Below are 20923 nucleotides of genomic sequence, written 5' to 3'. Positions count from 1 at the left end.
AACGCTATGTCCATGACCGATTTTGTTGAAAGCCTGAACTATCGATTTGCGAAGATCCAGTTTGGTAAGAAAGCGCGAATTCGTTTTTACGGGCATCTGATCATGATGCTGGAAAATCGTATCATGCTGATTGATGCATTACGTGAAATGTATAATATTGCCAGCAACGAAGGCCATAAACCCAACAATGGTTGCGCATTGGTGTTAAGTAGTTGCTATGAATCGGTCAGTCAGGGCAGTACCTTGGCGGAGAGTTTACAGCGATGGATTGGCCCCAATGAAGTCGCGGTGATTGCTGCGGGTGAGCTTTCTGGCGACATACGTAGCGCTTTTATGGATGCGATCGCCATGATCGAAGCGGGTAGCAAGATCCGCAGTGCTGTTATTGGCACATCTATTTATCCACTTATACTCATCGGGATGATATGTGTATTGCTGCATATTGTGGCGGGTAGTTTGGTGCCCAAACTGGCCGCTGTTTCTAAGCCTGAAACATGGGATGGTGCGGCTTATACCCTTTATTTGATGGGAACATTTGTCAACGATTATGGATTTTATTCGCTGATATTTCTGGTGATATTGATCATTTTATTGTTGTTATCGCTATCTTTTTTGGGGGGACGACTGCGAACGGTGCTTGACCGGTTTCCGCCGTGGTCACTGTACAGAACCATTCATGGCAGTATGTTCATACTGAATGTGTCGTTGCTGATCCGTTCAGGGATGATGTTGCAATCGGCGCTGGAATTGCTGCTGGAACAGGCGGGTTCCCGCTGGCTGTATGTGCGTATCGCAGCTACGCTCGAACATATTTCAATGGGGGCTGGTTTTGGTGAGGCATTGCGCGATACCGGTTACCGTTTCCCTGATAACGAGGCGATCAGTTATCTGAGGTTATTGTCACGGTTACAGGGTTTTGATCAATCAATGGCAAAGTTCGCTCGGCACTGGCTGGATGAAACGATCGTTAAGGTTCAGATAGTGACGCGTGGATTTCTGTTGGCTTCAATTATTATGATTGGTGGCATGTTGATGCTGGTGGTGACGGCGGTATCGGGCATTGAAAACGCCATTGATCAGTCGTTATCTATGCCTTCTGTTTAATGTTGAGATTGATGATGAAAATCAGTCGGGATATGGAAACTAGAAACGTGTGATACATGTCGTGAGAATGTGTTGAATGAGCTAAGAAAAACTTGCGGGCCGATTATCCTCTGAGCGCTTAATGACAAAGATGTGGCGGAAATAATAATGAAAATATAAGAATAATAATGATAATAAATTTATCTATAATTCATTATCTGATTCTATTAATGGAATGTTTTTTATTTTTAAGATAATGATATTCCAGGTTAAATGATTAAATACTGCTGAATATTGATGTTTGTAGCTAAGAATGATAATTGATTTTTAATTATTTTCATTAATTATCAATGAATTATCTGGATATTATAAATGACAGAATTAATAGATTTATACCTGTCGTCTTTCAAGTTGCTTCTTTGTTGGCTGCACTCTCTCACCCCGGTCACATAGTTATCTATGCTCCCGGGGATTCGCTCCCTTGCCGCCGCGATGCATCTTGAAATCCATAGGGTATACAAACGCATAATTCCCTTAAGTTTTTATGGCCCGGATAATATAGGGTTAAGCCATTGTAAATTTGGCAAAAACCTACCAAATAATCCGGGCGTGGATTTTTATTATATTTTTTAGACAAAGATATTCCGGCCGATACGATGGTAAATAATCGATTCTGCCTTATCAAGTCTTTATTTTTAAAAAAGAAGTTCTCACCGGTTTACCAAAACCAGACGCTATTCCTGAGCCGACGCAATATTACTGAAAATTCTTTGCTAATCGTTCATGTAAGTTATCTGGAGGTAAAGTGAAAGCCTCTTTATTGCGTACTACTAAAAGAGTGTGTAGTACCTAATTTTATTTTTCCCTGGTGTTGCGCAGATTTTGTTATCGGGAATAGCACTCGCTTTATTGGCGGTAAAGTTTGTGCAACCCGAAGTACAGTTCGAAACAGTATTCGCTTGATCATCGATCGATCGGCTGCATTTAGCGCGGCACGTAACGAAGTCTCAACGGCTTCATTAGCATATGTCCGCATTTGTTGTTCATAATCTGAAATCGCCTTGATTAAGTTTTCATGACCAGATGCTACGCGAGTTAGCGTCTGTGTGAGTAAAAGTGCGTCTCGAAGCGCTATGTTTGCTCCCATTCCTACCATTGGCGTCATGTTGTGAATAGCGTCACCAAGTAGAGTGACAACGCTGGAACGCCAGGGTAAGAGATGCTTCATACTGCGTAACGGAATCACAGAGATGTTTTCCATATCACTCTGCTTAATCAGGGTATGCAGGTTTGGGTCCCATGAAGCAATATGGGAGCGGATCAGATCACACAGAGATTCAGCAGGAAAATCAGTAATCGCATTCGGATAGCTATTCGTTGCTGCTGCATAGGCCCACATGACAAAATCACCAATTTCTGTCGATGTGGCCTTTACTTGAGTGTTGATCGGAGCACGCCATAGAGAGACAAACAACCCTCCAGGGCTTTTAGGCACGATATTGTTGGGTGATCCATCTAGCAAATATTGCGGCAATGAGGCAGCAAGAGCCGGAGTAAGGCGTACACGTCCAACGATGAGGGTAACACCAATATCAAGTCTTTTTATCGCGGGGAGGTACTGCTTGCGTACTTTTGAATTGCTTCCATCTGCACCAATAAGAACATCAACGTCTTCGTGACTTCCATCGGTGAAAAAAAGCCTGACTTTACCGTTTTGCATGTGTTCATAACGCTCGAACGTTTTGTTCCATTGAACGGTATCTGAGAGCCCTTCGTTTAGTATTTCTATCAGTTCAGCTCTGCTGATTGACATCCGATCTTCGGTAATGATCTGTCCATCCTCCTGATGAATATCTCTCTGAGCTGTGAGAAGAAGACGCAGATGTTCATCATAGAATCTTGTCTGTCCACCAACAGGTTTTGAGATCTTTTTAAAGGTTTGCCAGTTGGTTTCCGGGAGGCATTCCTGCATTGCTTGCTGGCCGAATGTATCGACGTAAATTCCATAACCGGGAAGTATGGATGACGTAGCAGAGCCTCGTTCATAGACTTTCACCTTTATTCCGTTTTTGCGCAAGCCATGTGCCAGGCATGCTCCACCAATCCCTGAGCCAATTATTCCAACGTTCATTTCTTTTTTCTCCATAAGTAGTACGATGTGATTCTGAAAGAATCATGGTGACTGTAGCTGGCTAGGACCATTTGATCACAGCCATCGGGTTGTGTTACTGCTATAGTCTTAATAATAGTATACCGTACCGTTCGGTACCAATAAAATTTAGGTTTTTTTTACATGACAAATACACCTAAAGCCCAAACAGATCACAAAAGAACCCGTTCGTACTCTAGAATTTCAGGAGAACGAGTTAACGAGCTGTTAAAAATTGCTGCTCAAGTATTTGCAGAACGGGGTTTTGATGGTGCCAGTATCAATGAGATGGCAAAGCGTGCTAATGCTTCGAAGGGAACCTATTATAGTCGATTTCCTTCTAAAGAAGAGCTGTTAGTCGCTGTTGTTCGGCAGAGAATAGAAGAGGTTGAAGGCGGTCTGGACAAGACCATGAATCCCGAACCCGATATTGGGAAAGCGTTAACCATTTTTGCAGAGGAAATTTTTACGGTAATTCTTTCTGAGGCGATGATTGCAAATTACCGGGTGGTCACGCTGGAGGCCCAACGTTTTCCACAACTAGGTAAAATTTATTATGAGAAGGGAGTCAAAAAGATAGTCGATTTTCTTGTCGAATATCTGGTACGAAAGGTGAAGGAGGGAAAATTGAACATAGTAGACCCGAAAATCTCCGCGGAGGTGTTTATCGATGGCATCATTGGAACGCCAAGGCTTAAGGCTACTTTGGGCATGGGTTTACCTACTCCAGAGGAGAAATCTCAGCGAATTGCTATCGCTGTTCAGTCATTTCTCGCTGCATATGGTACTTCCTCATGTGATAGTACTTCTTCATCATGATAGTCGCGCTGTAGTAAACCAGATGTAGTAAATCAGAAATTATCGTAGGAATAGCGCTGAATTAAGGGCCTGCCTGTTATCAGGTAGGTCTTTCTGCTGAATTAAGAAAGCGGTTTGCATACCTTGAATGATAGACGAGATGCTTTGGCGTCTTTTTTGCTGTTTTGTGTTTGGTTGGCTGGCGATAGCGTATTATATTTCCTTTGTAGATAAATAGTTTACAATGTAAATAACTTGTTGTTTTTCTTTGATTAGAGTTTGAATTTGTCATAATTAAAATTAACTCATGAGAATGTTCTGAAGGTGGGTATGTTGATATGGTAAAAAGAGCGATAAAGCTACTGTGTATTTCGGTTATTTGTAGCACATCGATAATAGCTGGATATGCTTTAGCTAATCATCAGAATAGGCTTATTGAAGGTGATATTCAAAATCTGCCCAAAATGCAGATTGAAAAGATATCTGAGATAACAATACCTGAACAAGTACAAATTCAAACTGCTACAATTTCAGAAACAGAACGTCGTAAAATGCTGCGAAGCTGGTTACCGGCACAAATTAAGCCCGTTTTTTTTGACCGATTGGTTAGTTTGTACTCCTCTAACCAGATGCAACCTTTGTGGCTAGATAAAATCGCGGTTCAACGCTTTGAACAACAACTTTCAGAACTGGCATTGGCTGGGTTTCAACCGCAATTTGGTCAATGGCTGGTTGAACTCAATGATGCTCAATTGAGTCAGATGGGACGTGATCTCATCTTATCGGATGCTATGCTAGGTTATTTACAATTTGTCTCAGATGTCGGCCATCAGGGCCAAAGCTGGCTCTACCGCACTGTACCATACAAAATTGTATTACCTTCACCAGTCGTTATAGATCAGTGGCAGCAAGCTATTATCGACCACAATGTGGCCGCTTATGTCGCCGCACTGGCACCACAACATCCTCAATATGAGAATATGCGCAAGGAGATGGTGAAACAACTGGCTGATAGTAAACCGTGGCCACAGCTTTCTGACAAAAGTGCGCTAAAACCGGGGCAGAATAGCGCTGATGTCGCTGTGTTGAAGGAAATACTTATTCGTCTTGGTATGTTGAGCGAACTGACAACTCAATCAGATAATATCTACGATCCTGAACTGGTGACTGCGGTAAAAAATTTCCAGCATTGGCAAGGGTTGGCACCGGATGGTGTAATCGGTAAACGCACAAGAGATTGGCTAAATACTTCGCCTCAAACCAGAGCAGGATTGATGGCGCTTAATATCCAGCGTTTACGTATTATCCCAGGAGATGTGTCCACAGGAATTATGGTCAATATTCCCGATTATTCATTGCATTATTATCTTAATGATCAGGAAGTGTTGGACTCGAAAGTGATCGTTGGTCGCCCAAGCCGGAAGACACCCATTATGAGTAGTGTGCTGAATAATGTGGTGATTAATCCTCCCTGGAATGTGCCAACTAGCCTGGCAAGAAAAGATATCGCACCACGAGCAGTTGATGATCCCGGATATTTTCAACGGCGAGGATACGTTATCTTTTCAAATTGGCGTGCTGATGCCAGTGTAATCGACCCTTACACTATTGATTGGAACGTGATTACGCCTGCTAACTTTCCTTATCGAATATGGCAAGCTCCGGGGCCGACTAACTCATTAGGTCGTTATAAATTTAATATGCCAAATTCTGATGCTATCTATTTGCATGATACGCCGAACCATAACCTGTTTAACAAGGACATCCGAGCGATCAGCTCTGGTTGTGTACGGGTTAACAAGGCTTCAGAATTAGCAAGCATGTTATTGGAAGATGTAGGTTGGCATCAGAGTAGAGTGAATAATATCCTGAAACAGGGCAGTACCGTTTATGTAAACATCCCACAGCGTATTCCAGTTTATTTGCATTATTTAACTGCTTGGGTAGATGAGCAGGGGGTACCTCAGTACCGTACCGATATTTATGACTACGACAATAGTGTGAGACAAGGTGCCCAGTTTTTGTCAAAGTTGTTACCTTTACAAAACTAAATGCAACTAATTTTTGTTATTAATTGTCATAGTGACCAGTGACCAGTGACCAGTGACCAGTGACCAGTGACCAGTGACCAATTGCCTGTTGGCCTATTTTTTCTATAATTTGGGTAGATGTTTCTTCATGGATATTATCGATCATAATCGCCGTAAGTGGCTTAGTGCGGGAGCCGCTGCTTTAGGTTTGAGTTTGTTGCCGGGGCATACTTTTGCGACTCTGGCCACTCCACGCCCACGAATTTTACGTTTTGACAACTTACATACGGGTGAAACGATTAAAGCCGAATTTTTTGACGGCTATCGTTACAACAAAGAAGAGCTGGCCCGCTTGGATCATCTGTTTCGAGATTACCGTCAAAATAGCGTTAAGACGATCGATCCTAAATTATTTGATCAGATTTATTTGCTGCAAATGATGATAGAGATTAATAAGCCTGTACAACTCATTTCTGGTTACCGTTCACTGGTAACCAACAATCAGTTGCGCAAGCAAAGTAAAGGCGTGGCTAAACAGAGTTACCATACTCGCGGGCGGGCGATGGATTTTCATATTGAAGGTATTGAGCTTAGTCGTATCTGCAAGGCTGCTCTGAAAATGAAAGCGGGAGGGGTAGGATACTATCCACACAGTAATTTCGTTCATATTGATACAGGTCCCGTCAGGACGTGGTAATCTGGTGAGTAACTATTTTGTTTTGACTATGGAGTAAATGAAATAATGAAATACCAAATTATTCCTGTTACTGCTTTTATGCAGAATTGTACCCTTATTTGGAATGAAGATAGTAAGGAAGCGGCAATTGTTGATCCGGGTGGTGAAGCAGAAAAACTGATCGCCGAGATAGAACGTCGTGGTCTGAAATTGACCCAGATTTTATTGACTCATGGTCATTTTGACCATGTTGGTGCAACAGCGGAGGTCGCTAAACATTTTAATGTGCCGGTCTACGGGCCACAGCAGGAAGATGCTTTCTGGATCGAAGGCTTGCAAGCTCAAAGTCGGATGTTTGGCATTGAAGAATGCCCATCATTTGAACCTGATCGCTGGTTAAATGAGGGTGATGAGCTGCGGGTGGGGGGCGTTGATTTGTCTGTATTGCACTGTCCGGGACATACGCCGGGGCATGTTGTGTTTGTGAATCATGTAGATAAGCTGATTTATATGGGAGATGTTCTATTTAAAGGAGGGGTTGGGCGTAGTGACTTTCCACGTGGTAATCACCGGCAGTTAATTAACTCAATTAAAGATAAACTTCTGCCACTTGGTGATGATTATGAATTTATTCCGGGGCATGGGCCAATGTCGACGATAGGTTGTGAGCGGCAGACTAATCCATTTTTACAGGATGAAGTATCAGGTTGGTGATGTGGCGTAGCGTTTATATTCAATATACCCATCATCTTTCAAGTTGCCTCTTTGTTGGCTGCACTCACTCACCCCGGTCACATAGTTATCTATGCTCCCGGGGATTCGTTCCCTTGCCGTCGCGATGCATCTTGAAATCCATAGGGTATAAGTGTCAATTTGAGGGCTGGCTGATAGTTGTTTGATAGCAACTATAACTGATTGGAGACTTCAATTAGATTTTGATCCAGATCACGAAAATAAACGGACATAATGACTCCGTTTGCTCCGGTACGTTTAACCGGCCCTTCAAGGATTTCAACTTCATTCCGATGTACTCAATAAGATTAATATCACAATTGTGTCGGACATCGAATCTTCTGAATGATAAAAGCCGCTGAATTTCAGCGACTTTTCATCGTGAGGTAAATGTTAATTTAGAGTACTGCAACAATGGCTTCACATAGTGGAGCCATGTTTTCTAACGTCAAGCCAGCGACGTTAATACGACCGGAGCTGACAGCGTATATACCAAACTCATCACGCAGACGTTCTACTTGTTCTTTTGTCAGGCCACTGAATGAGAACATCCCATTTTGGCTAATAATAAAGCTGAAATCCTGTTTTGCCCCTTTTTCCTGCAAGGTATTGACAAACAGTTGACGCATACGCTGAATACGTTCGCGCATGGTGGTCAGTTCCTGTTCCCAAGCTGCTTTCAGGTCTTCATTTGACAAAATGGTAGTGACAATAGATGCACCATGAACGGGTGGGTTGGAATAGTTAGCACGGATAATCGCTTTAGCTTGGCTGAACGCTTTTTCTGCTGTATCACTGTCACTAGCAACAATAGTACAGGCACCGACACGTTCATTGTACAGGCCAAAGTTTTTGGAGTAAGAGCTGGCAACAATCAGTTCATTATGATTTTTCGCAAAAATACGTAGGCCCTCTGCATCTTCATTCAGGCCCTTGGCAAATCCTTGGTAAGCGAAATCAAAAATAGGCAGCCAGCCTTTCTCCGCAGATATGTCTGCCAGTTTAGCCCATTGTGCCGGGGTTGGATCGACGCCTGTCGGATTGTGGCAGCAGCCGTGGAACAGAACAACATCACCTGCCTGAGCTTCAGACAGGCTTGCCAACATACTTTCGAAATTCAGCGCGTGTTTTTCAGCGTCATAGTATTTATATTCACAGACTTCCAGGCCAGCGGCGGAAAAAACGTTTTTATGGTTTGGCCAGGTTGGGTTGCTGATCCAAACCCGTTTAGCATTAGTCTGTTTGGCAATGAAATCCGCAGCAATACGTAAAGCACCGGTACCGCCTGGGCTTTGTGCTGTGCGGGCGCGTTTATCTGTAACGACTGGGTGATCTTTGCCAAACAGTAATTCTTGAGTTACGCGACCAAATTCGGCTAAGCCGCTAATCGGTAGATAATTCTTTGTTGTTTCGTTTTCCAGTAAATATTGTTCAGCTTTTTTAACACTGGTCAGAACCGGAGTTTTTCCTGTTTCGTCTTTATAGACACCGATACCAAGGTTGATTTTATTTGTACGAGGATCAGAACGGAAACTATCGGCTAAGCCAAGAATAGGGTCGGCAGGCGCTGCGGTAATTTTCTCAAACATGTTTGTAATTCCAAAGCTCAGAGTTAAGCCCAAAAGGGCAGTCAGGTTAACGCTGCTAAAACAGTTTGCCAACTATTTGTCGCAAAAAGAAGATAATCTTGTGAGGCAGTTTGCGGAGTGAGAAAAAGAAAGAAAACATAAGACTAAAAAAGCAGCACATAAGCGCTGCTTTCTCTTAATGATGTTTAACTTGTTCAGCTAAATCTATTTACCAACGGTAATTAGAATTGGTAAATCATACCTACGCCAACAACGTTGTCAGTGCTGATACCCGCTTCTTTGGTGAGTTTATTGCTATCCAGCAGGTTGATTTTGTAATCAACATAGGTAGTCAAGTTTTTGTTGAAGTAGTAGTAACTACCAACAGAGACATATTTTACGAGATCGCGATTGTCGGATTCTTTCTCGTCATTACCGAGGTCACCGAACAGGTTTTTACCTCTGGACTGAACGTATGCCAGAGATGGACGTAAACCGAAGTCGAACTGATATTGAGCGGTCAATTCAATGTTCTGGGTTTTGTTGGCGATGTTTTCCATATTTGTGCCATTAACTTTTCCACCAAAGCGGGTCATGTTACGGGTTTCACCGTACATGGCCGCCAGGTAGATGTTGTTAGCATCGTATTTGGCACCAATGTTCCATGCTTCAGCGCGATCACCTAATGCATCAGAATCATACTCAGTCTTAGAAGTCCCTTTTTGTGCAGAAGTACGGGCAGAGTTAGAGTATGCACCACCGACGCTGATACCGTAACCTACGTCATAGGTTGCAGCGAAACCATAACCATCACCGTTGTCTTTACGGTTGGCACGGCCATTAGCAGTGTTGCCACTATTTTCACCCTGATATTGCAGAGCAAAATTCAGGCCATCAACCAGACCGAAGAAATCGGTATTACGGTAAGTCAACAGACCAGTAGAACGACCAGTCATGAAGTTATCAGTCTGCGCCATTGAGTCGCCACCGAATACTGGCAACACATCGGTCCAAGCGTTGACTTCATAAACCACACCGTAGTTACGGCCATAGTTCATTGAACCGTAGTCGGACAGTTTCAAACCAGCAAAAGCCAGACGAGTTTTAGTTTCTTCGTCAGTACCTTCTGCACGGTTACCTTTGATATTGTATTCCCAACGGCCAAAACCGGTCAGTTGGTCATTAACTTGAGTTTCGCCTTTGAAACCCAGACGAGCAAAGGAGTTATCGCCATCTTCGCCGCTTTTGTTGTTAGCGAATTTGTGCTGAACTTCAACTTTACCGTATAGATCCAGTTTGTTGCCGTCTTTGTTATAAATTTCAGCTGCATTTGCTGCGCCAGCAGCTAACAGAGCTGGGATTACTACTGCAAGAACATTGCGTTTCATCATTATTATTACCCTCATTGGTGTTATTCGGACACCTGCCACTGCCAAAAATAATTCTTTAAAAATTTACGGAACTATTTGTGAGAGTTTAGTGTCGTCTGTTTCGCTGTCAAGTGTTTCATTGGTTGTTATTTTTATCCACTCACAAAATGCTATAAAAAAGAAAATTTAGTAAAAATGTGAAATAAAGTGTTTCAAAATGTAAATGAGAGATTATTTTTTAATCTCTGGTTGGTCCAGTTGATCAAAAAAGTGAAAAATGACTCGCAGTCAGTGGCGGAGAAAAATTACCTGTTGATCTTAATAAAAAGAGTAAAATGTGGTGTTTATTTCATCAATCATATTTCTTATATGTAACTTGCTGATATGCTTATTGATGTGTTGTATATTATTTTTTAACAGATACCTGATAATGATTATTCTTGAAAGGAAGTAGTGCTCACTTTTAGTGAGCACCATAACATGTTAATTGGATTTTCTATTAATCTACCTAATTTATTTCAGACTGTTAGAATTGATATACCAAACCTATACCCACAGCGTTATTCGTGTTGACATCAAGATATTTGGTGAAGGGGGTGTCATGTACTAAGTTGATTTTGTAATCAACATAGGCAGACAAATTTTTGTTAAAGTTATAATAAGAACCAAGAGAGAGATATTTTACCCAGTCTTGATGAGTGAAAAAAGTTGTTCCCTTGGATTGAATATATGCCAGAGATGGGCGCAGACCAGAATCCAACTGATATTGGGCCGTTAATTCGATATTACGCGTTTTTGCAGAGACAGTATCTTGGTAGCCGAAAGAGGTCATATTGTGAGTTTCGCCATACATGGCAGCCAGATATAGGTTGTTTGCATCATATTTGGCACCAACGTTCCATGCCTCAGCCCTTTCACCACGAGCAACAGAGGTAACGAGCCTTTCATGTGTAATAGGGCGGTCAGCATTGGAGTAGGCTCCTCCTACGCTGATACCATTGCCTATATCGTAGGTAACAGAGAGGCCGAAGCCGTCACCATTACTACCACCATTGGGCTTACTACGACTACCGTATTTACTGTGTGAATTGCGGCTGTTTTTGCTGTCTTCGTCGTTCTTACCTTGGTATTGCAGGGCGAAGTTCAGACCATCAACCAGACCAAAGAAATCCGTATTACGATAAGTCAGGACACCGGTAGCACGATTAGTCATGTAGGTGTCAGCCTGTGACATGGAGTCAGCACCGAATACTGGCAGTACATCAGTCCACGCATTGACGTCATAGAGAACACCGTAATTACGACCGTAGTCTAGAGAGCCATATTTAGCCAATTTTAGACCCGCGAAACCTAGACGGGTTTGATTACCTTCGGAATCATTTGCCTCAACTTGGTTGGCCTGAATATTGTATTCCCAACGACCATAACCGGTCAGTTGGTTATTGATTTGGGTTTCACCTCTGAAACCCAGACGGACGTAGCTTGCATCACCATCTTCACTATAGATAGGGTATATATCTGATTTTTGGGTAATTTTAGCGAATTGATGCCGTACATCAACTTTGCCATAAAAATCCAGTTTATTACCGTTTTTGTTATAAATTTCAGCGGCATTTGCTACACCAGCAGTCAACAGCACTGGGATGACCACGGAAAAGATACTACCCTTCATTATTGTTACCTTCATTTAATTACTATCGTTAATGACCATCATTGGTGTTATTCGGATACTGTTACTGACATAAATAATTCCTTTAAGAAACTCGTTGAAATTATTTATGAAAATATCGTGTTGTCCGAGTCGGGGCACAGTTTTCCATTAGCCGTGGATTTTATCTATCATTTAATTGATACAAAGTGACGATTTTTGTAATAAAGTGAAAATAATATATTGCAAAATGTAAATGAAATAGGATTTTTGATCGTGTCTTGAATTGGAAGAATAAAAAAAGCCAGCTTTTGCTGGCTTTATACATAATGATTTTTTAATGTTTGTTTTACGCAATCATTAGAAGTTTGCGCTTCTTGGTGTGCGCGGGAAGGGGATGACATCACGTACATTTGGCACGCCAGTCACGTAAGCAACCAGACGTTCAAAGCCCAGCCCAAACCCAGAGTGAGGTACGGTGCCATAACGACGCAAATCACGGTACCACCAGTAATCTTCTTTATTAAGCCCCATCTCTTCCATACGCTTATCCAGCATATCCAGACGCTCTTCACGCTGTGAGCCACCGATAATTTCGCCAATGCCTGGTGCAAGTATATCCAGTGCCGCGACAGTTTTACCGTCGTCGTTCATTCGCATATAGAAGGCTTTAATATCTTTTGGATAGTTTTTCACGACAACCGGAGCTTGGAAATGTTTCTCTGCCAGATAACGTTCATGTTCCGAAGAAAGGTCAACTCCCCAGAAGACTGAATTTTCAAATTTCTGGCCACAGTTTTGCAGAATTTCAATGGCATCGGTGTAATCAATCTGAACAAAGTCAGAATTGATAAATTTTTCCAGGCGGGTGATAACATCTTTATCTACGCGTTCAGCGAAGAATTGCAGATCATCAGCACGCTCTGCCAATGCGGCTTTGAAAACATATTTCAGCATATTTTCAGCTAATGTGGCGGCATCATTGAGGTTAGCGAAGGCGATTTCTGGTTCAAGCATCCAGAATTCTGCCAGATGGCGGCTGGTATTAGAGTTTTCAGCACGAAAAGTCGGGCCGAATGTGTAAACTTTGCTTAATGCACAAGCGTATGCTTCACCGTTTAATTGTCCAGATACGGTCAGAAATGCTTCGCGGCCGAAAAAATCTTGGTTGAAATCCACTTCACCTTTGTCAGTTAAAGGCAGATTTTGCAGATCCAGCGTAGAGACGCGGAACATTTCGCCGGCACCCTCTGTATCAGCCGCCGTGATTAATGGAGTGGAAACCCAGAAGTAACCATTTTCATGGAAGAAACGGTGTAGTGCTTGAGCAAGGGTATGGCGCATACGAGCAACGGCGCCAATCAGGTTGGTACGTGGACGCAGGTGAGCCACTTCGCGCAGATATTCAATGCTGTGGCGTTTAGCGGCCATTGGATAGGTGTCAGGATCTTCAACCAGACCGATCACGACGATTTTCGTCGCTTGCAGTTCAAAGTTCTGCCCTTGACCAAGGGAAGCAACCACTGTCCCTGTCACTTCGACAGAACAACCGGTAGTTAAATGCAGAACTTCATCCTGATAATTGGGCAAATTATTATTAACGACGGCCTGTAATGGATTAAAGCAGGAACCGTCATAGACGGCGAGGAAAGAGATGCCAGCTTTAGAATCTCTCCTTGTACGTATCCAGCCGCGAACGGTGACTTCACTATCAACCGCAACCCGGCCTTGCAGTACGTCGACTACAGGCGCTACGCTCATAGATTTCTCTCTTCTTTATCAGTTCAAGTTTATGAAAATAAATATCCCCACAAGGGGCAACTTATTCTATGTTACTTGCCCTGTTTCAGGAAACAAGGGGAAATCATCAATTTAAACGGTGAAATAGGGGGGAAAGCGCACTTTTCAGATGTGCTGCTGCCTTATTTGCCAGCAGCACAGTGGTATTTTTTAATGAAACTTGAGTTAACAAGCTTGTTTAACCTGGGGTATATCAAAAGCGGCACGTAGCCTGTTTACAAACTCGTTATCTTCACAAATGGTTTTGCCAGGGCTGTCAGAAAGCTTTGCGACCGGTTTGCCATTGCACTCGACAAGTTTGATGACGATGTTCAGTGGCTTAACCCCTGGGATATTGCAGGTGAGCTGTGTACCGATACCGAAAATCAGGTTTATTCTGTTGTGGAAATGACGATAGAGCGCTAGCGCTTTTTGGAAGTCCAAGCTATCAGAGAACACTAAGGTCTTCGTCATTGGGTCAATACCCAGTTTTTGATAGTGGGCGATCGCTTTTTCACCCCATTGAACGGGATCACCCGAATCATGGCGTAAGCCTTGATAATTTTTGGCAAACTGAGTATCAAAGTCCCGCAGAAACGCGTCCATTGTAATGCAGTCAGTCAAGGCAATACCTAATTGGTTAGGATATTCTTTCAGCCAACTCTGTAATGCTTCTCGTTGACTGCTAGCCAGATCCGGGCTGATTTGCTGATGAGCTTGAAACCACTCATGCGCTTGTGTTCCAACAGGGGGGAGCCCAAGCTGTTGTGCAAGTTGGTAATTGCTAGTACCAATCAGATAAGGGAAATGCTGTTGCAGCTCACTGACGACAGCGTGTTGAACATGGTGTGAGAAACGACGGCGTGTACCGAAATCCATCAGTTTAAAACTGGAGAGATCGATTCCTTCATTTTCAGCATGTTGATAGAACAGTTTGATCAACTTGCGTAGCTGGTTGACGGCATTTTCCACCGCGTTATCTGGTAAGTGATGACGATGAATTAATTCACTGATTAACGCCAGTAATGGGACTTCCCACATAATCACTTCATGCCATAATCCTGAAATATGGATAGCTAATTGGCCGCCATTTGTAACAGAAATATTGACTTGCTGTGGATTAAAACGAAAGGTTTTTAACCAGACCAGATAATCAGCCTTGAAAAAAGGCAGACTGGAAAGGTAACTAAATTCAGCATCGGTTAATGCCAGATCAGCCATCCTATTAACTTGATGACGTAATTCTGTGGCATATTCACCTAGCAGTTCGTCGCCGCGGCAGCGAAACTCTGCAACAACAGGGATGTGGCTGTAGCGGTGGTACACTGCTTGTTGCATATGAAGTTTATAAGCGTCAGTATCAAGCAGTGATTTAATAATTGGGGTAGCGTCTAGTGTCATAGCGCGTTATGCATCCTCACGGAGCGTATTCGTATTAGCTAAATCGATAAAGTTGGAAGAGTATACCGGGATTATTTTGTTATTGAAGTCACATAATGTCATATAGTTCACCAAAATATCGAGGCTAAAAAGGGTCTTTGGTTAAATGTTATCATGTTATTTGATCATTAAGTGATAACAAGCACCAAAGAGTAAACATATTCCTTACATAACATCATACTCGTTCTTAATGAATGTTAAACGCCAGAAGGTGCGTTATTCACTCTTGAAATTCAACCTCTTTCTATGGCAGCGTAAGGCCTAGTATTGAATTAATTCCATCAGGCATGAAACAAAAAGGTTTCTTATGACACAACAGCGACAAGCTAAGTACCGCCGGGATTATCGCGCTCCCGACTATACGATTTCTGATATTGAACTCGATTTTAATCTTGATGCCGATAACACGGAAATCACCGCAATCAGCCAGATAAAACGTTTGAGTCATGAAATAACGCCATTAGTGTTGGATGGTGAAGACTTGACACTGAAAAGTCTTCATGTGAATGGTCAACCGTGGGCGCATTACCGCGAGCAGGAGGGGGCGCTAGTCATTGAGCAGTTGCCGACTCAGTTCACTTTGAAAATTGTCAATGAGATCCATCCATCGAAAAATACGGCGCTGGAAGGCTTGTATGTTTCTGGTGATGCACTTTGTACTCAGTGTGAAGCAGAAGGGTTTCGCCACATTACTTACTATCTCGATCGGCCTGATGTATTGGCTCGTTTTACAACGCGTATCACAGCCGATAAAGCCAAGTATCCGTATCTGCTTTCAAACGGTAACCGGGTTGAACAGGGAGAAACCGATGATGGACGCCATTGGGTGAAATGGCAAGATCCATTCCCAAAACCATGTTATCTGTTTGCTCTGGTCGCGGGTGATTTTGATGTGTTGCGCGATACTTTTATGACGCGTAGTGGCCGTGAAGTTGCATTGGAGCTGTTTGTTGATCGTGGCAATCTCGATCGGGCTGATTGGGCAATGACTTCCCTGAAAAATGCGATGAAGTGGGATGAAACCCGTTTTGGTCTTGAGTATGACCTCGATATTTATATGATTGTTGCGGTGGATTTCTTCAATATGGGCGCTATGGAGAATAAAGGGCTGAATGTCTTTAACTCCAAATATGTGCTGGCAAAATCTGAAACTGCGACTGATAAAGATTATCTTAATATAGAAGCTGTGATCGGCCACGAATATTTCCATAACTGGACCGGGAATCGCATTACTTGTCGCGATTGGTTCCAACTGAGTTTAAAAGAGGGATTGACAGTATTCCGTGATCAGGAATTTAGCTCTGATCTTGGCTTTCGTTCTGTTAATCGTATTAATAATGTGCGAATTATGCGTTCGGCACAGTTTGCGGAAGATGCCAGCCCAATGGCCCATCCAATTCGCCCGGATAAAGTGATTGAGATGAATAACTTCTATACCCTGACTGTGTATGAGAAGGGCGCCGAAGTTATCCGTATGATTCATACCCTGCTAGGTGAAGAGCAATTCCAGGCAGGGATGCAGCTTTATATCCATCGTCATGATGGTAGTGCCGCAACATGTGATGATTTTGTTCAGGCAATGGAAGATGCATCAAATGTAGATTTGTCACTTTTCCGTCGCTGGTATAGCCAGTCTGGTACACCAGTATTAACCGTCCGCGATGAATATGATGCAGAAAAGCAGCAATATAAGTTGCATGTCAGCCAGATGACACCATCTACCGCCGATCAAAAAGAGAAGCAGCCTCTGCATATTCCCTTGGATATTGAGCTCTATGACAGCAAAGGTCATGTGATTCCGTTACGTTATGATGGTCAACCGGTCCACAATGTATTGAATGTGACTAATGCAGAACAGACGTTTGTATTTGATGATGTGCCATCACTGCCGGTTCCCTCTTTATTACGGGAATTCTCAGCACCAGTGAAGCTGGATTACACATTCAGTGATCAGCAATTGGCATTCTTGATGAAACATTCCCGTAATGCGTTTTCACGCTGGGATGCGGCTCAGTCATTGATGGCAAACTATATCAAACTGAATATTATCCGTTACCAGCAGAAGCAGCCGATCGAACTGCCAATGCATGTGGTGGATGCTTTCCGTGCAGTATTATTGGATAAAGAGATTGATCCAGCTCTGGCTGCTCATATTCTGGCTTTACCATCAGAGAGTGAGATAGCAGAACTGTTTACGATTATTGATCCTAAAGCGATTCATGAAGTTTTGGACACAATCACCCGTACTTTGGCTCAGGAAATGGCTGATGAATTTGCGGTGGTTTATAACGCTATCCATATCGGTGCATATCGCGTCGCTCATCAGGATATTGCTAAGCGCTCTCTGCGTAATATCTGTCTCTATTATTTGGCTTTTGGTCATCAGGAACAGGCTGATAAAGTGGTATCAAATCAATATCATCAATCTGACAATATGACTGATGCATTGGCGGCATTATCTGGCGCGGTGCTGGCAGAGTTACCTTGCTGTGATCAACTCATGGCGGAATTTGATGGTAGATGGCATCAGGATGGCCTGGTGATGGATAAATGGTTTAGCTTGCAGGCAAGTAGTCCGTCGGCAGACGTTCTGGCTAATGTGCGTAATCTTCTGAATCATCGTTCATTTAGTATCAGTAACCCAAACCGGGTACGTGCTCTGATTGGGGCATTTGTTAACAATCCAGTTGCATTCCATGCTGAAGATGGCAGTGGTTATCAATTCTTGGTGGAGATTTTGACTGATCTTAACAGCCGTAACCCACAGGTTGCTTCTCGTTTGATTGAACCGCTGATTCGCCTGAAACGTTATGATGAAAAACGTCAAAACATGATGCGTAGTGCGTTGGAGCAGTTAAAAGGGTTGGAAAATCTGTCTGGTGATCTATTTGAAAAAATTACCAAGGCATTAGAAAGCTGATAGCTATTTATTTATCGGGCTAATGGTTATTTAGCCCGATATTTTTTCCAATTTATGCCCTATGGATTTCAAGATGAATCGCGGCGGCAAGGGAGTGAATCCCCGGGAGCATAGCAAACTATGTGACCGGGGTGAGCGAGTGCAGCCAACAAAGAGGCAACTTGAAAGATGACGGGTATATCTTCTGGATAATAAATTTCTGCTTGCAAGCATTGGGTTGGAGGTAAAACGCAGTGGATATACATACAGCAGTTAAGGCACTCAAAGCGTCTGGTTTTAACGATGAGCAGTCTGAAAAAATCGTTGAAGTTATTACAGAACTGCAAAACATAAGTGTTGTCACCAAAGCAGATCTAACAGTTGCTACTGAGAGCATTAAAACCGATATTGGTACTATAAAAACAGATTTAGATTGGATTAAGAAACTGACATTAGCAGTTGGTATTGCTGTTGTTATTGCGGCATTGAAATACATTTTTATTGGTTGATGCTTGTAGTATGAAAATTGCTCAAGATATTAAAGAGCATCCATTGGTTTGCTCCCCTTTGTAGTTGTTCGAGAGAAGCTAAGTATCTTGGGCAAAAATGTCAACGATTGTAGTCACCAGTGTATTCTTGTTTCACGCGCAACATCTGGGAGAGATTTGCGCCTAATTAGCATATTTCTGTAGATTCAGCCCATGTTATTCGGTTACCCTACCTGCCGAAATATTTGGGGGTTGAAAGTGGGCGTTTTTTAGCTCAGAAACTTCCAAATGGTATATGCATGTGTCATGTGTAGCTTTATCTTTGTAATTTAATGTTTATAAATTAATTAATGGGTTTAGAATTATGTGCTACCCACTAGTCAGGAAAGCGTTGTTCCAGCTTGATCCGGAACGGGCACACGAATTAACCTTCCGCCAGCTCAAGCGTATTACCGGTACTCCTTTTGAGTTTCTGATCCGCCAGTCAGTGGCGACAAAGCCTGTGACTTGCATGGGCTTGTCATTTAAAAATCCCCTCGGTCTGGCTGCGGGTCTTGATAAAGATGGCGATTGTATTGATGCATTTGGTGCAATGGGATTTGGTTTTATTGAAATTGGCACTGTAACCCCACGTGCTCAGGCAGGAAATGATAAACCGAGGTTATTCCGTATCGTTGAAGCAGAAGGGTTAATTAACCGTATGGGCTTCAATAATCTTGGTGTTGATAACCTGGTAGAAAATGTTAAAAAGGCAAAATATGGCGGAGTGATTGGGATCAATATTGGCAAAAATAAAGATACGCCAGTAGAGCATGGAAAAGATGATTATTTAATCTGCATGGATAAAGTTTATCCTCATGCTGGTTATATCACGATTAATATTTCTTCGCCCAACACGCCGGGCTTAAGAACATTGCAATACGGCGAAGCGTTGGATGATCTATTATCGGCGATTAAAAATAAACAGAGTGAACTTCAGCAAAAATACCAAAAATATGTCCCTGTTGCGGTAAAAATCGCGCCGGATCTCTCTGAAGAAGAGTTGATTCAAATTGCAGATAGTTTAATTCGTCATAATATCGATGGTGCTATTGCCACTAATACAACGTTAGACAAGAGATTAGTCGAAGGACTTAACTATTGCCAACAAGCTGGTGGGTTAAGTGGTCGGCCGGTTCAGTTACGTAGTACAGAGATTATTCGTCAGCTCTCTCAGGAATTAAGCGGTAAAATTCCCATTATCGGTGTTGGTGGAATAGATTCACTTGTCTCTGCCAGAGAAAAAATAGTGGCGGGGGCTTCTTTAATACAGATTTTCTCTGGATTTATCTATCATGGTCCAAAATTAATCAAAGATATCGTCAATCATATCTAAATCTTGCTGTTAATTTATCATTGGGGGTTTATTTTTGCTCCCAACTCATTTATATTTGCTCTGAACACCTAAATTTTATCTGTATCTTCGCATGTCTTTTAATTATGGCAGGGCTTATTTCACTGAATAGCGGGCAAGTTATTTACAATCTGTTTGGCGATGTAAGTTTTTCTGGCATAAAAGGATAACTCATGAACATTAAACCCGATGACCAATGGCGCTGGTATTTTGATACTGACCATGACCGTGTAATGCTCGACCTGTCTAATGGTATGGTTTTTCGTTCCTGTTTTCCTGCTAAGATGCTGATACCCTATGCAATGGGAGAAACTTCCTTTTCTGTAGAAGATGCGACGCTTTATTATTGTTTTGAAGAACAGACACGCCGAATTAATATTTCAGATGAATCCAGGGCGGAATTAGTTCTTAATGCGTTAGTGGCTTTCCGCTTTATTAAGCCACAAATGCCAAGAAGCTGGTATTTTTCTCGTTTTGCCATGATAGAGAAGCCGGTACAAGGAGAACTGATTCAGGTACGGCTCCAGGATTGCGCGACAGATGCTATATTCTTGGTTGTAGAGGCTGGGGATAGTGCGAGCCTTTGTCTGCTAGCTCAACCACAATTAACATTATCCGATCGGGTAATGAATTTTTGTGATCCAATTAAGATTATGAATGATCGATTGATACCATTTGTGGAACCTATTTATATGCCAATTTATGGCACTGCGATTTGATTTGGGTTTAAGATCCCATTGTTCTGTGATTTCCAAGAGTAAACCGTCATTCCGCACCGTATTTCTGATTTCAAAATAGTGTGATCTTACACAGGTTTTTTGTATTGATGACATCGGTGGGGTTGACGGTAATCGCCAATTTTGATCTATT

Annotated in this window: 16 protein-coding genes; 9 read left to right on the top strand and 7 right to left on the bottom strand. The window is 42.5% G+C overall.

The features are described from left to right. Window positions 1–6 precede the first annotated feature (6 nt). Complete coding sequence (locus tag SLS51_RS16885; RefSeq protein ID WP_323839817.1) at window positions 7–1104, top strand: type II secretion system F family protein; 1098 nt, start codon at window positions 7–9, stop codon at window positions 1102–1104. Window positions 1105–1900: 796 nt separating this feature from the next. Here SLS51_RS16885 and SLS51_RS16880 read toward each other — a convergent pair. After that, window positions 1901–3214 (bottom strand): FAD-dependent oxidoreductase, encoded by a 1314-nt coding sequence (locus SLS51_RS16880; RefSeq protein WP_323839816.1) that lies wholly within the window; start codon window positions 3212–3214, stop codon window positions 1901–1903. Between the two features lie 162 nt (window positions 3215–3376). On the opposite strand from SLS51_RS16880, the gene SLS51_RS16875 reads away from it, so the two are divergent. Both SLS51_RS16875 and ldtD read left to right on the top strand, forming a co-directional pair. Continuing rightward, on the top strand, window positions 3377–4051 hold the full coding sequence (locus SLS51_RS16875) for a TetR/AcrR family transcriptional regulator C-terminal domain-containing protein (protein WP_323839815.1): 675 nt from the start codon (window positions 3377–3379) through the stop codon (window positions 4049–4051). Window positions 4052–4368: 317 nt separating this feature from the next. After that, a complete protein-coding gene (ldtD, locus tag SLS51_RS16870) occupies window positions 4369–6081 on the top strand; it encodes a L,D-transpeptidase (RefSeq protein ID WP_323839814.1) in 1713 nt (570 codons plus the stop codon). Between the two features lie 19 nt (window positions 6082–6100). On the opposite strand, the gene SLS51_RS16865 is transcribed toward ldtD, so the two are convergent. Beyond that, window positions 6101–6226, bottom strand: a complete 126-nt coding sequence (locus SLS51_RS16865; protein ID WP_323839813.1) for a hypothetical protein — start codon at window positions 6224–6226, stop codon at window positions 6101–6103. On the opposite strand from SLS51_RS16865, the gene mepK reads away from it, so the two are divergent. Beyond that, on the top strand, window positions 6209–6757 hold the full coding sequence (mepK, locus tag SLS51_RS16860; RefSeq protein ID WP_011146027.1) for a peptidoglycan L,D-endopeptidase MepK: 549 nt from the start codon (window positions 6209–6211) through the stop codon (window positions 6755–6757). The genes SLS51_RS16865 and mepK overlap by 18 nt on opposite strands. Window positions 6758–6802: 45 nt before the next feature. Then, the gene (locus tag SLS51_RS16855; RefSeq protein WP_323839812.1) at window positions 6803–7450 is read left to right on the top strand and encodes an MBL fold metallo-hydrolase; all 648 of its coding nucleotides are present in this window, start codon (window positions 6803–6805) and stop codon (window positions 7448–7450) included. 416 nt (window positions 7451–7866) lie between these two features. Here the strand turns inward: SLS51_RS16855 and SLS51_RS16845 are convergent, their stop codons facing one another. The 5 genes from SLS51_RS16845 to pncB form a co-directional block, all read right to left on the bottom strand. After that, entirely contained in the window at window positions 7867–9057 is a 1191-nt protein-coding gene (locus tag SLS51_RS16845; protein WP_323839811.1) for an amino acid aminotransferase, read from the bottom strand. Window positions 9058–9278: 221 nt separating this feature from the next. After that, a complete protein-coding gene (ompC, locus tag SLS51_RS16840; protein ID WP_323839810.1) occupies window positions 9279–10427 on the bottom strand; it encodes a porin OmpC in 1149 nt (382 codons plus the stop codon). A 505-nt stretch (window positions 10428–10932) separates the two neighbouring features. Further along, on the bottom strand, window positions 10933–12078 hold the full coding sequence (locus tag SLS51_RS16835) for a porin (RefSeq protein WP_323839809.1): 1146 nt from the start codon (window positions 12076–12078) through the stop codon (window positions 10933–10935). Window positions 12079–12414: 336 nt separating this feature from the next. Beyond that, on the bottom strand, window positions 12415–13815 hold the full coding sequence (gene asnS / locus SLS51_RS16830) for an asparagine--tRNA ligase (protein WP_323839808.1): 1401 nt from the start codon (window positions 13813–13815) through the stop codon (window positions 12415–12417). Between the two features lie 204 nt (window positions 13816–14019). Further along, the gene (gene pncB / locus SLS51_RS16825; protein WP_323839807.1) at window positions 14020–15234 is read right to left on the bottom strand and encodes a nicotinate phosphoribosyltransferase; all 1215 of its coding nucleotides are present in this window, start codon (window positions 15232–15234) and stop codon (window positions 14020–14022) included. A gap of 346 nt (window positions 15235–15580) precedes the next feature. On the opposite strand from pncB, the gene pepN reads away from it, so the two are divergent. The 4 genes from pepN (at window position 15581) to SLS51_RS16805 (ending at window position 20772) form a co-directional block, all read left to right on the top strand. Next, window positions 15581–18193 (top strand): aminopeptidase N, encoded by a 2613-nt coding sequence (gene pepN, locus SLS51_RS16820; RefSeq protein ID WP_323839806.1) that lies wholly within the window; start codon window positions 15581–15583, stop codon window positions 18191–18193. 233 nt (window positions 18194–18426) lie between these two features. Then, window positions 18427–18681 carry a CCDC90 family protein gene (locus SLS51_RS16815; protein ID WP_265512478.1) on the top strand — a complete coding sequence of 85 codons (255 nt, stop codon included), beginning with the start codon at window positions 18427–18429 and terminating at the stop codon, window positions 18679–18681. Between the two features lie 343 nt (window positions 18682–19024). Further along, window positions 19025–20035: a quinone-dependent dihydroorotate dehydrogenase gene (gene pyrD / locus SLS51_RS16810; protein WP_323839805.1), complete on the top strand. Its 1011-nt coding sequence runs from the start codon at window positions 19025–19027 to the stop codon at window positions 20033–20035. Between the two features lie 191 nt (window positions 20036–20226). Next, window positions 20227–20772: a cell division protein ZapC gene (locus tag SLS51_RS16805; RefSeq protein WP_323839804.1), complete on the top strand. Its 546-nt coding sequence runs from the start codon at window positions 20227–20229 to the stop codon at window positions 20770–20772. The last annotated feature ends 151 nt before the right edge of the window (window positions 20773–20923 follow it).

This window comes from Photorhabdus africana (assembly GCF_035181445.1).
Lineage (GTDB): Bacteria > Pseudomonadota > Gammaproteobacteria > Enterobacterales > Enterobacteriaceae > Photorhabdus > Photorhabdus laumondii.
The sequence above is the reverse complement of the archived record's forward strand: the minus strand, read 5'-3'. Positions and strand labels throughout refer to the sequence as shown.

Excerpts from the sequence above, each read along its gene's own strand:
- SLS51_RS16885 (WP_323839817.1), top strand. The coding sequence starts at position 7 with ATGTCCATGACCGATTTTGTTGAAAGCCTGAACTATCGATTTGCGAAG.
- SLS51_RS16880 (WP_323839816.1), bottom strand. The coding sequence starts at position 3,214 with ATGAACGTTGGAATAATTGGCTCAGGGATTGGTGGAGCATGCCTGGCA.
- SLS51_RS16875 (WP_323839815.1), top strand. The coding sequence starts at position 3,377 with ATGACAAATACACCTAAAGCCCAAACAGATCACAAAAGAACCCGTTCG.
- ldtD (WP_323839814.1), top strand. The coding sequence starts at position 4,369 with ATGGTAAAAAGAGCGATAAAGCTACTGTGTATTTCGGTTATTTGTAGC.
- mepK (WP_011146027.1), top strand. The coding sequence starts at position 6,209 with ATGGATATTATCGATCATAATCGCCGTAAGTGGCTTAGTGCGGGAGCC.
- SLS51_RS16865 (WP_323839813.1), bottom strand. The coding sequence starts at position 6,226 with ATGATCGATAATATCCATGAAGAAACATCTACCCAAATTATAGAAAAA.
- SLS51_RS16855 (WP_323839812.1), top strand. The coding sequence starts at position 6,803 with ATGAAATACCAAATTATTCCTGTTACTGCTTTTATGCAGAATTGTACC.
- SLS51_RS16845 (WP_323839811.1), bottom strand. The coding sequence starts at position 9,057 with ATGTTTGAGAAAATTACCGCAGCGCCTGCCGACCCTATTCTTGGCTTA.
- ompC (WP_323839810.1), bottom strand. The coding sequence starts at position 10,427 with ATGATGAAACGCAATGTTCTTGCAGTAGTAATCCCAGCTCTGTTAGCT.
- SLS51_RS16835 (WP_323839809.1), bottom strand. The coding sequence starts at position 12,078 with ATGAAGGGTAGTATCTTTTCCGTGGTCATCCCAGTGCTGTTGACTGCT.
- asnS (WP_323839808.1), bottom strand. The coding sequence starts at position 13,815 with ATGAGCGTAGCGCCTGTAGTCGACGTACTGCAAGGCCGGGTTGCGGTT.
- pncB (WP_323839807.1), bottom strand. The coding sequence starts at position 15,234 with ATGACACTAGACGCTACCCCAATTATTAAATCACTGCTTGATACTGAC.
- pepN (WP_323839806.1), top strand. The coding sequence starts at position 15,581 with ATGACACAACAGCGACAAGCTAAGTACCGCCGGGATTATCGCGCTCCC.
- pyrD (WP_323839805.1), top strand. The coding sequence starts at position 19,025 with ATGTGCTACCCACTAGTCAGGAAAGCGTTGTTCCAGCTTGATCCGGAA.
- SLS51_RS16805 (WP_323839804.1), top strand. The coding sequence starts at position 20,227 with ATGAACATTAAACCCGATGACCAATGGCGCTGGTATTTTGATACTGAC.